10 protein-coding genes are annotated in these 14,180 nt (G+C 60.9%); 9 read left to right on the forward strand and 1 reads right to left on the reverse strand.

Going from position 1 to position 14,180, the window contains the following annotated elements:
- Positions 1 to 227 precede the first annotated feature (227 nt).
- The 9 genes from ACIQWP_RS30130 (at position 228) to ACIQWP_RS30170 (ending at position 11,775) form a co-directional block, all read left to right on the forward strand.
- Positions 228 to 854: a hypothetical protein gene (locus tag ACIQWP_RS30130; protein ID WP_402795726.1), complete on the forward strand. Its 627-nt coding sequence runs from the start codon at positions 228 to 230 to the stop codon at positions 852 to 854.
- A 172-nt stretch (positions 855 to 1,026) separates the two neighbouring features.
- The gene (locus ACIQWP_RS30135; RefSeq protein ID WP_402795729.1) at positions 1,027 to 2,301 is read left to right on the forward strand and encodes an aspartate kinase; all 1,275 of its coding nucleotides are present in this window, start codon (positions 1,027 to 1,029) and stop codon (positions 2,299 to 2,301) included.
- A 100-nt stretch (positions 2,302 to 2,401) separates the two neighbouring features.
- Positions 2,402 to 4,669, forward strand: a complete 2,268-nt coding sequence (gene ptsP / locus ACIQWP_RS30140) for a phosphoenolpyruvate--protein phosphotransferase (protein ID WP_402795731.1) — start codon at positions 2,402 to 2,404, stop codon at positions 4,667 to 4,669.
- A 90-nt stretch (positions 4,670 to 4,759) separates the two neighbouring features.
- Complete coding sequence (gene prfA, locus ACIQWP_RS30145) at positions 4,760 to 5,839, forward strand: peptide chain release factor 1 (protein ID WP_402795733.1); 1,080 nt, start codon at positions 4,760 to 4,762, stop codon at positions 5,837 to 5,839.
- Entirely contained in the window at positions 5,836 to 6,711 is an 876-nt protein-coding gene (prmC, locus tag ACIQWP_RS30150) for a peptide chain release factor N(5)-glutamine methyltransferase (protein ID WP_402795736.1), read from the forward strand. The genes prfA and prmC overlap by 4 nt, the downstream gene beginning before the upstream one ends.
- A gap of 345 nt (positions 6,712 to 7,056) precedes the next feature.
- Positions 7,057 to 7,758: a DUF4167 domain-containing protein gene (locus ACIQWP_RS30155; protein ID WP_402795738.1), complete on the forward strand. Its 702-nt coding sequence runs from the start codon at positions 7,057 to 7,059 to the stop codon at positions 7,756 to 7,758.
- 219 nt (positions 7,759 to 7,977) lie between these two features.
- Entirely contained in the window at positions 7,978 to 8,307 is a 330-nt protein-coding gene (locus ACIQWP_RS30160) for an HIT family protein (protein WP_402795741.1), read from the forward strand.
- Between the two features lie 232 nt (positions 8,308 to 8,539).
- Positions 8,540 to 11,140, forward strand: coding sequence for an ATP-dependent chaperone ClpB (gene clpB / locus ACIQWP_RS30165; RefSeq protein ID WP_402795744.1), 2,601 nt, complete (start codon positions 8,540 to 8,542; stop codon positions 11,138 to 11,140).
- A 128-nt stretch (positions 11,141 to 11,268) separates the two neighbouring features.
- Positions 11,269 to 11,775 carry an AAA family ATPase gene (locus ACIQWP_RS30170; RefSeq protein ID WP_402795746.1) on the forward strand — a complete coding sequence of 169 codons (507 nt, stop codon included), beginning with the start codon at positions 11,269 to 11,271 and terminating at the stop codon, positions 11,773 to 11,775.
- A 43-nt stretch (positions 11,776 to 11,818) separates the two neighbouring features.
- On the opposite strand, the gene ACIQWP_RS30175 is transcribed toward ACIQWP_RS30170, so the two are convergent.
- Complete coding sequence (locus ACIQWP_RS30175; protein WP_402795749.1) at positions 11,819 to 13,759, reverse strand: M23 family metallopeptidase; 1,941 nt, start codon at positions 13,757 to 13,759, stop codon at positions 11,819 to 11,821.
- Positions 13,760 to 14,180 lie beyond the last annotated feature (421 nt).

Here is a 14,180-nt window from a genome sequence, read left to right on the forward strand (position 1 = left end):
CGGTCGGGCGCAAGCAACAATATTTCTCCCTGTGAAGTCGGACGATCGTTGAACGATGTCAAGGGCTGCGGTCGTCGATCAATTGTTGGGTATCCCGATTACGACGCGCAAATTGCGGTGCGGAGGTTGACATGGCGGTATCTTATGGCCGATCTATCGCCGGGCTGTGAAATGGACTTTCAAAACCGGGAGCGATTGCGATCGACCGGCGTGCAGAGGAGTTCCTCATGAGACCACTCCGTCTCGCGACGGCTATCGCCATTGGCTGGCTTGCGGCCAGCAATGCAAATGCCGGGGACGGCAAGGGGTTTCGCCTGATGATCGACGGGGTCATCGTCGGTATCAATCCCGGCGATGCGCTTGAAATCACCTTGAAGGATGGCCGCAAGGTCCCGGTGGAGCTGCAGCGCAGCGAAACGGTGACCTTCACCGGCGGCAAGTTCTCCTTCGATCATGACGGCAAGTTCACGGTCGCAAAGACGGATCTCGGCGACGGCGTGCAGCAATATGCGCTGATGACGCCGATCGGCACAGGCATCATCATCCAGGTCTATAAGGGTCTCAATCCCTCCAGCTATACCGATGTCGTACTGCAGCAGATGGTGCAGGAGAGCATTTCCGGCGGCGCGAAGATCAGCAAGCGGGCAACTGAGCGCACATTGCCGAGCGGTAGCGTGCTCAAGGGCGTGAAGGCCGAGACGACCACCGACGACGATGTCATGGAGTATGAGATCGTTGCGACCGGCCGGCCGGATGGCGGCGTGCTCATCGCGACCTTCCTCAACAAGGAAAACATACCCAAGGAAGGTGTGATTCTCGACAAGCTCTGGTCGACCTTAAAAGTTGACTTTTAAGGTTTAGTTTTTGACGCCTCCGGCGCTCGGTGCTATTGCACCTGCCCGACAAACTCGCTAAGAGACGGCCCCATTGAGATCACGCTTTCCCGGCTACCGAACCGGAAGGGCGATTTTGCATGTCGGGCTTTCCGCATTTCGGCCGCCCGGCGCAGGGTACTGGTAGAGGCACATGGCACGCATCGTGATGAAATTCGGCGGAACCTCCGTCGCGGATCTGGACCGTATCAAGAACGTCGCACGCCATGTGAAACGCGAGGTCGATGCCGGCCACGAAGTGGCAGTCGTCGTTTCCGCCATGTCCGGCAAGACCAACGAGCTGGTCGGCTGGGTCCAGAACATGCCCAAGGTCACCGGTGCCGATCATTCGATCTACGACGCACGCGAATATGATGCGGTCGTCGCTTCGGGCGAACAGGTGACATCCGGTCTTTTGGCGATCGCGCTGCAGGCCATGGGTATCAACGCCCGCTCCTGGCAGGGCTGGCAGATCCCGATCCGTACCGATAACGCGCATGGCGCCGCACGCATCCTGGAGATCGAGGGCGAGGACATCATTCGCCGCATGGGCGAAGGTCAGGTCGCCGTCATCGCCGGCTTCCAGGGGCTCGGCCCGGACAATCGCCTCTCGACGCTCGGCCGCGGCGGCTCCGACACGTCGGCGGTAGCGATCGCCGCTGCCGTCAAGGCCGACCGCTGCGACATCTACACCGACGTCGATGGCGTCTATACGACCGATCCGCGCATCGAGCCCAAGGCACGCCGCCTGAAGAAGATCGCCTTCGAGGAAATGCTCGAAATGGCCTCTCTCGGCGCCAAGGTGCTGCAGGTGCGCTCGGTCGAACTGGCCATGGTCTTTAAGGTTCGCACCTTCGTGCGCTCCTCTTTCGAAGATCCCGATGCTCCGGGCATGGGCGATCTGCTCAACCCGCCCGGAACGCTGATTTGTGACGAGGATGAAATCGTGGAACAGGAAGTAGTCACCGGCATTGCCTATGCCAAGGATGAGGCCCAGATCTCGCTGCGCCGTCTTGCCGACCGGCCGGGCGTTTCCGCCGCGATCTTCGGGCCGCTCGCCGAAAACCACATCAATGTCGACATGATCGTCCAGAATATTTCCGAGGACGGTTCCAAGACCGACATGACCTTCACGGTTCCCTCGGGCGACGTCGAGAAGGCACTGCGCGTCCTCGGCGAAAACAAGGAAAAGATCGGTTACGACGTCGTCCAGAGCGAATCAGGTCTGGTCAAGGTTTCGGTCATCGGCATCGGCATGCGCTCGCATGCGGGCGTGGCCGCGACCGCTTTCCGGGCACTTGCCGAAAAAGGCATCAACATCAAGGCCATTACGACGTCAGAAATCAAGATTTCCATCCTGATCGACGGTCCTTATGCAGAACTCGCAGTCAGGACTTTGCATTCCTGCTACGGTCTCGATAAGAGTTGATTCAGGACTGCTGACGACGGACCGTGACGGAGGCGAGTTTCGGCCGGCCCTGACGTGGGCAAGACAGGCATGACATCTTGATTCGGGAGCTAGTGGCGCAATGAGAGACCTATCCGGCGGTCCACGCGTTCTGCTCAAGCGGCTACGCGAGTTGATGGCGGAGCCGCTGGAGCCGCAGGAGCGCCTTGACCGGATCGTCCGCCAGATTGCCGGCAACATGGTCGCCGAGGTGTGCTCGGTCTATGTGCTGCGCGCCGACGGCGTCCTCGAGCTTTATGCCACCGAGGGTCTGAAGAAAGAGGCCGTCCACCTTTCGCAATTGAAGATGGGGCAGGGCCTGGTCGGCACGATCGCGGCTTCCGCCCAGCCTCTCAACCTTTCGGATGCGCAGTCGCATCCTGCCTTCCGCTACCTGCCGGAAACCGGTGAAGAGATTTATCATTCCTTCCTCGGCGTGCCGATCCTGCGCACTGGCCGGTCGCTCGGCGTTCTGGTCGTTCAGAACAAGGCGAGCCGCAATTATCGCGAGGAAGAGCTGGAGGCGCTTGAAACGACGGCCATGGTGCTGGCCGAGATGATCGCCACCGGCGAGCTGAAGAAGATCACCAAGCCCGGCCTGGAGCTCGATCTCACGCGCTCGGTTACCATCGACGGCGATAGCTACAATGAAGGCATCGGCCTCGGCTATGTCGTGCTGCACGAGCCGCGCATCGTCGTCACCAATCTCTTGAACGAGGATGCCGACAAGGAAATCGGCCGGCTTGCCGAAGCGCTCGGCTCGCTGCGCATTTCGATCGACGACATGCTGTCGCGCCGCGACGTTTCGATGGAAGGCGAGCATCGCGAGGTGCTGGAAACCTACCGCATGTTCGCGCACGATCAGGGCTGGGTGCGCAAGCTCGAGGAAGCCGTCCGCAACGGCCTGACGGCCGAAGCTGCGGTCGAAAAGGTGCAGAGCGACACGAAGGCGCGCATGATGCGCCTGACCGATCCCTATCTGCGCGAGCGCATGCACGATTTCGAGGATCTGGCGAACCGGTTGCTCCGGCAGCTCATCGGCCATTCGGGCCGCACGAGCGCCGAAGGCTTCCCGAACGATGCGGTCATCTTCGCGCGTGCCATGGGCGCTGCCGAACTGCTCGATTATCCCCGCACCAATATCCGTGGCCTGGTGCTGGAAGAAGGTGCCGTCACGAGCCACGTCGTCATCGTCGCTCGCGCCATGGGTATTCCTGTCGTCGGGCAGGCGGCGGGTATCGTCGCGCTTGCAGAGAATGGCGATTCGGTCATCATCGATGGTGATGGCGGTCATGTTCATCTGCGGCCGATGGCAGATCATCAGAGATCCTACGAAGAAAAGGTGCGGTTCCGTGCCCGCCGGCAGGAACAGTTTCGGGCATTGCGGGCCGTTGAGTCGGTTACCAAGGATGGGCAGCGTATCTCGCTGTTGATGAATGCCGGCCTGCTTGTGGATTTGCCGCAGCTTGCCGAATCCGGCGCCGAGGGCATTGGCCTGTTCCGCACCGAGCTGCAGTTCATGATCGCCTCGACCATGCCGAAGGCGGAAGAGCAGGAAGCCTTCTATCGCAATGTGATGAAGCAGGCGGGCGGCCGTGTCGTCACCTTCAGGACACTCGATATCGGCGGCGACAAGGTCGTTCCCTATTTCCGCGCGCATGAGGAAGAAAATCCGGCGCTCGGCTGGCGCGCCATCCGCCTCTCGCTCGATCGGCCGGGCCTGCTGCGCACGCAGCTGAGGGCCATGCTGAAGGCCGCGGCCGACAACGAATTGAAGATGATGGTGCCGATGGTCACGGAAGTCTCCGAGATCAGGGCGGTGCGCGAGCTGCTGCAGAAGGAAGTGCAGCATCTCTCGCGCTTCGGGCACGGCCTGCCGCGCAAGCTGCAGTTCGGCGCGATGCTGGAGGTGCCGGCACTCCTGTGGCAGCTGGACGAGCTGATGGCGGCAGTCGATTTCGTCTCGGTCGGCTCCAACGACCTGTTCCAGTTCTCGATGGCGGTCGATCGCGGCAATGCCCGGGTCTCGGATCGCTTCGACCCGCTTGAGCGGCCGTTCCTGCGCATCCTGCGCGATATCGTGCGCGCCGGCGAGCGCAACAAGACGCCGGTGACCCTTTGCGGAGAGCTGGCCGGCAAGACGATTTCGGCAATGGCCCTGCTTGGCATCGGCTTCCGTTCGGTCTCCATGTCGCCGGCCTCGATCGGTCCGGTCAAGGCGATGCTGCTCGGCCTTGACCTCGAGGCCTTGTCTACGCTCATGGAGGAGGCGTTGGACGACCGACGACCGACGACTTCGATGCGGGAGATTCTTGCGGGCTTTGCCGAGAGCCATAATATTCCGCTTTAGCGCGTGATCGCGAAAAGCACGAAGCGGTTTCCGGGCAGGATCATGCGCAACACATCAAAGCAGAGATAATAAGAAGAATTGGAGTAGAGGGTGGCGAAGCTCCCGGTTGAAAAAATGCGCGAGTTGGAACGCCGTTTCGGCGAGATCGAGGCGCGCATGTCCGCCGGCCCGGCCGCGGATGTCTATGTGAAGCTTGCTTCCGAATATTCCGAACTGCAGCCGGTCGTCGTCAAGATCCGCGATTATGAACGCGCCATCGCCGAGGCCGCCGATCTCGAGACCATGCTCTCCGACAAATCCGTCGACCGCGACATGCGCGATCTGGCCGAGATGGAGCTGCCCGAGGTCAAGGAGCGCATCGAGACGCTGGAGAAGGACATCCAGATCGAGCTTTTGCCGAAGGATGCGGCCGACGAGAAGAGCGCCATCCTCGAAATCCGTGCGGGCACCGGCGGTTCCGAAGCGGCACTTTTCGCAGGCGATCTTTTCCGCATGTATGAGCGTTTTGCTGCCAGCAACGGCTGGAAGGTGGAAGTGCTTTCCGCCAGCGACGGCGAAGCGGGCGGCTTCAAGGAAATCATCGCCACCATCAGCGGCAAGGGCGTCTTCTCCCGGCTGAAGTTCGAATCCGGCGTCCATCGCGTGCAGCGCGTGCCGGAAACCGAGGGGAGCGGGCGCATCCACACATCGGCGGCAACCGTTGCCGTGCTGCCGGAAGCCGAGGAGATCGATATCGAGATCCGCGCCGAGGATATCCGCATCGACACCATGCGTTCGTCCGGCGCCGGCGGCCAGCACGTCAACACGACGGACTCGGCGGTGCGCATCACGCATCTTCCTTCGGGTATTGTGGTGACGAGTTCGGAAAAGTCGCAGCACCAGAACCGCGCCAAGGCGATGCAGGTCTTGCGGTCGCGCCTGTTCGACATGGAACGGCAGCGCGCCGACAGCGAACGTTCCGCCGACCGCAAGAGCCAGGTCGGGTCTGGCGACCGGTCGGAGCGCATCCGCACCTATAATTTCCCGCAGGGGCGCGTCACCGATCACCGCATCAACCTGACGCTCTACAAGCTCGACCGGATGATGATCGGCGAGATCGACGAAGTGGTCGATGCGCTTTTGGCGGATTACCAGGCGAGCCAGCTCGCCCAGCTCGGCGAACAGACATGAACGGCGGGCAGGGGCCAACCATATCCGGGCTCCTGCAGGAGGTGCGCGCCCGCTTTGTCGAGGCCGACCTCGACGATCCCGCCACGGAGGCGCGCATTCTTGTCGGCGGCCTTCTTGATCTTTCCTCCACCGGGCTCGTGACGCAGGGTTCCGAGATCGTATCCGCGGACGATGCGGCAACGGTGCGGGCGGCGATTGGCCGTCGGCTCAATCACGAGCCGGTTCACCGGATTCTTGGCGAGCGGGAATTCTATGGCCTTTCCCTCAAGCTCTCGGCGGCAACGCTCGAACCGCGGCCCGATACCGAAATTCTTGTCGATACGATGCTGCAGCACATGCGGCGCCTTGAATCGAAGCTTGGCAATATCCACATACTGGATCTAGGAACGGGAACGGGCGCCATCTGTTTGGCGCTGCTCCACGAGAGCCCGCAAGCGACGGGCGTTGGTTCCGACATTTCCAGCGAGGCGCTGGAAACCGCACGCGGCAACGCGGAGCGGAACGGTTTGGCGGCGCGATTTGATACTGCGCACGGAAGCTGGTTTGATGCCATCCACGAATGTTTTCACGTGATTGTCTCAAATCCGCCCTATATTGCGTCTAGTGTCATTTCCACTCTCGCTCCAGAAGTAAAGGATTTCGATCCTCCCGCGGCCCTTGACGGGGGCCTTGATGGGCTGGATGCATATAGGGCGATCGCAAGGGATGCTGCACGATTTCTACACCCGGACGGTATGATCGGAGTAGAGATCGGTTACGATCAGCGTGAAACGGTGACTTCGGTTTTTGAAGGAGCAGGATTTTCCCTCGTCGAGGCGGTTCGTGACTACGGCCAGAACGATCGGGTTCTTGTGTTTGAATTTCAACACTAAGGCGACATTTTGCAGCGGATTTGTGGGACCCTGTTGTTATCGCAAAGAAAAAGCTTGGATTTCCTGAGGAAGCAATATAGGTTGCGCTCACGCGTTGGGCGGCTGGGAATGGGCGAGACGATTCGCTTATCTTGGACAGCCTCGGGGAACCGCTCTTTGGTAAGAGTGTCAAAGGTTGAAGATAACCCAATGCGTGATCAGTTTAATCTGACGTAGTCGAGCGGCAGACCGGCGCCAAAGCGCAGTTTGCTTGCGGCACGCAAGCCTTGGTTTGGAACTGTCCGAACCGCGGCGGCAGGTGTCGCGTATAATTTTATCCCAACAAAGAATTCAGGTGAAGGATCTATGAGGCCAGGACAGCAGAACAAGCGCGGTCGGGGGCGTGGTAATAACAACAACGGCGGCGGCGGCGGTGGAAATAACAACAACAATTTCAACCGTAAGGGCTCGAACCCGCTGACCAGGACTTACGACAGCTCCGGTCCGGATGTGAAGATTCGCGGAACCGCACAGCATATCGCCGAGAAGTACTCGGCCTTGGCTCGTGATGCTCAAAGCTCCGGCGACCGCGTCATGGCTGAAAACTACCTGCAGCATGCCGAGCACTACAATCGGATCATTGCCAGCGCCCAGGCGCAGATGCAGGAGCGCTACCAGCGCGACGATCATCAGAACTACAACGACCGCGATACGGCCGAGCGCGATATCGACGATATGGATGCGCAGGAGATGGACGATCAGCCGCAGATGGCTCAGCCGGCTCGCCAGCAGCATGCCGCTCCGGCCGTTGCAGCTGCACCTGCTCCCGAGCCTGAAGCCATCAACGGTACAGGCCCGCAGCCGGTCATCGAAGGCATTCCGGCCGAAGTGGCGATCGAAGAGGAAAACCCGGCGGTCGCCGCCACCGAGCGCCAGCCGCGCCGTCGCAGTGCAGGCGGTAATCGCCCGCGCCGCCAGCCGCGCCGCAACGCTGCAGCCGAGGGCGAAGAGCAGGGCGAAGCCGGATCGGGCGAAGCGCCGGCAATGGCGGAAGCTGCTTCGGAGTAAGGCTTATGCGCCTTCGGGCGCAGACGCAGAAGATCGAAACGGCAACGGCAGTGCGAGATGCACTGCCGTTGCCGTTTTGCGATCAGCGTACTGTAAAAACGTGAACGACTGCATGTTCGTTTTCCTGACCTAGCTTTGAGGGTCGTCAGGCTGCCGAGAGGGAAATATTCGATGCTTTCGACCGGTAGGGCCGGCTGCCGTTTCTGTCAGGGGAACGGCTTGCTTGCAGATGCACCGTTGGGTGGGAATGACACGTTCTATATGCTGGCAAGCATCGATCCGGAGATGCCCCATGCCGTGATGATCATCCTGCGGCGGCACGCGGAGGACCCTTTCGATATATGGCCCGAGGAATGGGTCGAGCTCGGCGAGATGCTCGTCATGGCAAAGGCTCACCTCGCATCCTACGACCCCGACGGATTTACTCTTGGCTGGAATGTCGGGGCTGTCGCAGGACAGCACGTGTTTCACGTCCATTTGCATGTGGTGGCTCGCTTCGCCGGCGAACGCAACGCGGGCAAGGGAATTCGGGCCGTCATCCGGGGCTGATGTCCATGCGGCTCCAAGTTTCCGGCCATTGGACTGATGTGCCTTGTTGGGCAAAATCTCGCGCTTTTTTCGCGTTTTGCACCCTTTAAACTCTTCAAATACCCTCCCATATTCTCTCCAGTTGCCTTGCCGCAAATCTCAACAGCGGAAAGGCGGGCCTGCCTTTTCAGGGGGCTCAATCTCAATCATCGGTCTGTGCCTGTTTGGGCAGAGCGATTCATGGAGGTCTCAAATGAATATTGAAAAATACTCCGAGCGGGTGCGTGGTTTCCTGCAATCCGCCCAAACCTATGCGCTTGCGCAGGGCAATCAGCAGTTCACGCCCGAACATGTGCTGAAGGTGCTTCTGGACGACGATCAGGGCATGGCTGCCTCGTTGATCGAACGCGCCGGTGGCGATGCCAAGGCAGCGCGCCTTGCCAATGATGCCGCACTTGCCAAGCTGCCGAAGGTTTCCGGCGGTGATGGCCAGGTCTATCTCGCACAGCCACTCGCCAAGGTATTCGCCACGGCCGAAGAGGCCGCGAAGAAGGCCGGCGACAGCTTCGTGACCGTCGAGCGTCTCCTGCAAGCATTGGCGATGGAGTCGTCCGCTTCGACGTCTGCGACGCTGAAGAAGGCCGGCGTTACGCCCGTTGGGCTCAATCAGGTCATCAATGATATCCGCAAGGGCCGTACTGCCGACTCTTCCAATGCGGAGCAGGGCTTCGATTCCCTGAAGAAATATGCCCGTGACCTCACCGCCGAAGCGCGCGAAGGCAAGCTCGATCCGGTCATCGGTCGCGACGACGAAATCCGCCGCACCATTCAGGTCCTGTCCCGCCGCACCAAGAACAATCCGGTTCTCATCGGCGAGCCCGGCGTCGGCAAGACGGCGATCGTCGAAGGCCTGGCGTTGCGCATCGTCAATGGAGACGTTCCGGAATCACTGAAGGACAAGAAGCTGATGGCGCTCGATCTGGGCGCTCTGATTGCCGGTGCAAAATTCCGCGGCGAATTCGAGGAGCGGCTGAAGGCCGTGCTCAACGAGGTGCAGTCGGAAAACGGCGAGATCATCCTGTTCATCGACGAGATGCATACGCTGGTCGGCGCCGGCAAGGCCGATGGCGCCATGGATGCGTCCAACCTCCTGAAGCCGGCCCTTGCTCGCGGCGAGCTGCACTGCGTCGGCGCGACCACGCTCGATGAATATCGCAAGCATGTCGAGAAAGATCCGGCTCTTGCCCGCCGCTTCCAGCCCGTGATGGTCGAGGAGCCGACGGTTGAGGATACGATTTCGATCCTGCGTGGCCTGAAGGAAAAATACGAGCAGCATCACAAGGTGCGCATCGCCGATGCCGCGCTGGTGGCGGCTGCGACCTTGTCGAACCGCTATATCACCGATCGCTTCCTGCCTGATAAGGCCATCGACCTGATGGACGAGGCCGCAGCGCGCCTGCGTATGCAGGTGGATTCCAAGCCGGAGGAGCTCGACGAACTTGATCGTCGCATTATCCAGCTGAAGATCGAGCGCGAGGCGCTGAAGAAGGAAACCGACCAGGCCTCGGCTGACCGGCTGAAGAGGCTGGAGACAGATCTTGCTTCGCTGGAAGAGGAGGCCGATGCGCTGACCGCGCGCTGGCAGGCCGAAAAGCAGAAGCTGGGTCTTGCCGCCGACCTGAAGAAGCAGCTCGACGATGCCCGCAACGAGTTGGCGATCGCGCAGCGCAAGGGTGAATTCCAACGCGCCGGCGAGCTTGCCTATGGCGTCATCCCCAATCTGGAGAAGGAACTCCACGCCGCGGAGGAGCAGGACAGCGCCCGTGATTCCATGGTGCAGGAGGTCGTGACCGCCGACAATATCGCGCAGATCGTCTCCCGCTGGACCGGGATTCCGGTCGACAAGATGCTGGAAGGCGAGCGCGACAAGCTGCTCAGGATGGAAGACGAGCTGGCAAAGTGGGTCGTCGGTCAGGGCGACGCCGTTCAGGCCGTTTCCCGCGCCGTTCGCCGCTCGCGGGCCGGCCTGCAGGACCCGAACCGCCCGATCGGTTCGTTCATTTTCCTCGGCCCGACCGGTGTCGGCAAGACGGAGTTGACGAAGGCGCTTGCCCGCTTCCTCTTCGACGACGATACGGCGATGGTGCGCATCGATATGTCCGAGTACATGGAGAAGCACTCCGTGGCCCGGCTGATCGGCGCTCCTCCCGGCTATGTCGGCTATGAGGAAGGCGGCGCGCTGACCGAAGCCGTCCGCCGCCGGCCCTATCAGGTCGTGCTGTTCGACGAGATCGAAAAGGCGCATCCCGATGTCTTCAACATCCTGCTCCAGGTTCTGGATGACGGACGTCTGACGGACGGGCAGGGACGCACGGTCGACTTCCGCAATACCATGATCATCATGACCTCCAACCTGGGTGCCGAATATCTGACCCAGCTGAAGGATGGCGATGACAGCGATCTGGTGCGCGAGCAGGTGATGGATGTGGTCCGGTCGCATTTCCGGCCGGAATTCCTGAACCGCGTCGACGAGATTATCCTGTTCCATCGCCTGAAGCGCGACGAGATGGGCGCCATCGTCGATATCCAGCTGGAGCGGCTGTTGAAGCTGTTGTCGGAGCGCAAGATCACGCTCGAGCTTGACGATGACGCCCGCAACTGGCTGGCCAACAAGGGTTACGATCCGGTCTACGGCGCAAGGCCTTTGAAGCGGGTGATCCAGAAATATGTCCAGGACCCGCTCGCCGAGCAGATCCTTTCCGGGCAGATTCCGGATGGCTCCGCCGTCAAGGTCACCAGCGGTTCGGACCGGCTGCTGTTCCGTACGCGCCAGGCCGTGAACGAAGCGGCCTAAGCGGTTCTGGGTGAACAAACACAGATGGCGGTCTTCGGGCCGCCATTTTGCTATTGGCCGAAGCCATGAATGGTCTCACCGATGACGCGCGGACTTGTGATGCTTGAACGAAGCTTTGAGGAGGGAACATGCTGGTTATCCTGGGCGGTTTGCCCGGCAGCGGAAAGACCACGATCGCGCGCGCCCTGGCGCGGCAGCTGGACGGTGTGCATGTCCGTGTCGATACGATCGAGCAGGCCCTGCGAAATTCCGGGATGCTGAAGTCCGATGTCGGCCCCGCAGGCTACATGATTGCCTATGGGGTCGCCGGGGACAATCTCAAGCTCGGCAGAACCGTAGTTGCCGACACCGTAAACCCGATCCAGGTGACGCGAGAGGCCTGGCGACACGTCGCAGTGCGCGCTGGCGTATCGGCGGTCGAGGTCGAGATCATCTGTTCGGACAAGGCCGAGCATCGCCACCGGGTGGAAGCGAGGCAGGCGGATATCGACGGCCTGGTGAGCCCGACATGGGAACAAGTCGTCGTCCTGACCTATGAGGCCTGGGATACCAACCCCATCATGGTCGATACAGCCGGGGCGGCGATGGACGAGATCATTACGAAATTGGCCGACCGGCTGAAGTCTCTCCGGTGAAATCGCCGGTCACGGGCAAGCCAGGGTAAGGCCGCAGCGGCGGCTACTTGCTGGCGATCTGCTTCGTCTTGTCGTCGCTGAGCAGGGTATCGATGCGTTTGCGCTCTTCCTGGAATTTGGCGAGCGCATCGCCTTCCAGCGATTTGCCGCCGGGAAGGCGGATGCGTAGCGGATCGACCTTCGTGCCGTTGACGATTAGCTCGTAATGCAAGTGAGGGCCGGTCGCGAGGCCCGTCGAGCCGATGAAGCCGATCACTTGGCCCTGCACCACCTTTGCGCCCGGAACGATGCCCTTGGCGATGGCGCTCTGGTGATTGTAGGAGGAGACGTAGCCATTGGCATGGCGGATCAGCGTCTGGTTGCCGAAGCCGCCGGAATCCCAGCTGGCCTTTTCGACAATACCATTGCCGGCGGCGATGATCGGCGTGCCGCGGGGGGCTGCCCAATCGACGCCGGTATGCATGCGGGCAAAACCGAGGATCGGGTGGCGACGCATGCCGAAGCCGGATTTGAAGACGCCCGTGGGAACGGGATTGCGCAGCAGGAATTGCCGGATGCTCTTGCCGTTCTCGTCGAAGTAGTCGATCGAATGGTCGGTCGGATCTTCGAAGCGGTAGAAGCGCGTCACGTTATCGCCGAACCTGGCATTGACGTAGAGCAGTTCGGAATCGGCCGTCGCCTGTCCCTTGTCGTCGGTGACCGAGAAGAAGGCTTCCAGCGAATCCGCCGGCTTCAGCTGTGCCTGGAAATCGACGTTACTCGCGAGCAGCTTGACGATCTGCGCGATCATCTCCTTGGTCATGCCGTAGGAAAGGGCGGCGCGATAGATGCCGTCGTAGACGCTCGGCAGATCGCGCCCGGCCGCGACGGCGGGCGCGTCGTTGTCGAAAGCCGTCGAGATGGCATCGAGCATCGGCGGCGCGCTGCCGGCGACGAACTCGCCGTGGTCATTCTGCGCGATGGTCAGCAGATGTTTCGTGCCGCGATAGATGCTGGCGCGGATGATCTTGGCCTGTTCGCCCTTCTGCAGGATGCCGATGCGCAGTACGTCGCCGGCTGAGACGTCGGTCGAGCCGAAGAGCGGCTGGATCTTCGCGGAGACATCATCCGCATCGGCCTTGAGGTAGCCGGCTCCGGTCAGCGCCGTGGCAATCGGCATGTTCGCGCGGACGGGAATGATATCGTCGGCAAATTCTTCGGTCTGGGCAGTCACGGCTTCCGGAGCCGAGACCGACATGTTCTCCTCGACGATGCGGGCGGCAAGGCCCGCCGTCAGGTCGACGTCGGAATCGTCATTGGCGAAGCGACGCGGGTCGACATAATAGAGCGCCGAAAGCTGGGTGTTGCCGTCGGCCAGCACAGAGCCGTTGGAACGGACGTTCTCCTCGACCTCCTCAAGCGACATTGAGCCGGCAAGCTGAAAGGGAATATCCCTGGCAGGAAAGGGAACCGTTTTCAGGCTGACCTCGGATTCCACGTCCGAACCGTAGATGGCTCCGGTCTTGTTGGCCGGCGGCGGTATGTTCTCATCGGCGGAAAAGATTGCCAGCGGATCGAAGGGCGGATAGCTCTCATTGGCGATACGGTTGGTGGCGAGCGCAATCTTCACATGCGCGAAGGGCTGGCGCCGCACCACTTCCTTGTCGCCATCGCGCACAACAGTCGAAACTTCGAGAATATTGCGGTCGGACGGCTTCGAGGCGATCGCGGTGGAAATCAGTCGGCCGCCGCGGGTGACCTGATCGTCGGTGGCACTATGGTTGTCGATCGTGGCATAGGCTTCGGCCGGGATGGCCAGCTGCTGGCGGCCGTCGAGCGCGGCAAACAGCGCCACTCCCATCAGGATGCTTGATGTAAGGCCGGTCAGGAAGGTGCCGGAAAGCCAACGGAGCGAAACCTCGCGCCGATCCGGCGCCCGCCGGCCATCGGCCAGGATTGGCGGCTCGTTGCCGAGCGATCGGAGCATCATCTTGTCCGTCATCATGCCGATCGTGATCCGCTTCCTTCATGCGAGCCGCAGGCTGGAGGCGAAGATGTGCATATTTATGACAGGGGTGTCAAATCAACCGGCCGCTTTTTGCGGCATTCCACGTGTCGTTTCCCATGAATACCAGGGGGGCGCGACCGGGGTTTGCGCAGAAGGATGCTGCTTTATGGCCTGTTGCGGCAGCGCGCGACCCGGCCTGGCGTTCTCTTAAGGGATATCTGCTGGTGTTTTTGCAGCGCATTCACGATGATCACAGGGGTGTTCACAAAACTCTCATGAGAATCAATCAGTTATATGTTTTTCGATTTTTTTCAAAATAGGGCTGTTGACTTGGTTCGGAGGTAGGGTCTATAAGCCCGATCACTGAACGAGGGCGGCGGCGCTGCTGGCGACGAAGTCTTTCGCTCTAGTGTTTCCT

Origin of the sequence: Rhizobium sp. NPDC090279 (genome assembly GCF_044769665.1) — a bacterium.
In the GTDB taxonomy this organism is placed as follows: Bacteria; Pseudomonadota; Alphaproteobacteria; order Rhizobiales; family Rhizobiaceae; genus Rhizobium.

Excerpts from the sequence above, each read along its gene's own strand:
- ACIQWP_RS30130 (WP_402795726.1), top strand. The coding sequence starts at position 228 with ATGAGACCACTCCGTCTCGCGACGGCTATCGCCATTGGCTGGCTTGCG.
- ACIQWP_RS30135 (WP_402795729.1), top strand. The coding sequence starts at position 1,027 with ATGGCACGCATCGTGATGAAATTCGGCGGAACCTCCGTCGCGGATCTG.
- ptsP (WP_402795731.1), top strand. The coding sequence starts at position 2,402 with ATGAGAGACCTATCCGGCGGTCCACGCGTTCTGCTCAAGCGGCTACGC.
- prmC (WP_402795736.1), top strand. The coding sequence starts at position 5,836 with ATGAACGGCGGGCAGGGGCCAACCATATCCGGGCTCCTGCAGGAGGTG.
- ACIQWP_RS30155 (WP_402795738.1), top strand. The coding sequence starts at position 7,057 with ATGAGGCCAGGACAGCAGAACAAGCGCGGTCGGGGGCGTGGTAATAAC.
- clpB (WP_402795744.1), top strand. The coding sequence starts at position 8,540 with ATGAATATTGAAAAATACTCCGAGCGGGTGCGTGGTTTCCTGCAATCC.
- ACIQWP_RS30170 (WP_402795746.1), top strand. The coding sequence starts at position 11,269 with ATGCTGGTTATCCTGGGCGGTTTGCCCGGCAGCGGAAAGACCACGATC.
- ACIQWP_RS30175 (WP_402795749.1), bottom strand. The coding sequence starts at position 13,759 with ATGATGACGGACAAGATGATGCTCCGATCGCTCGGCAACGAGCCGCCA.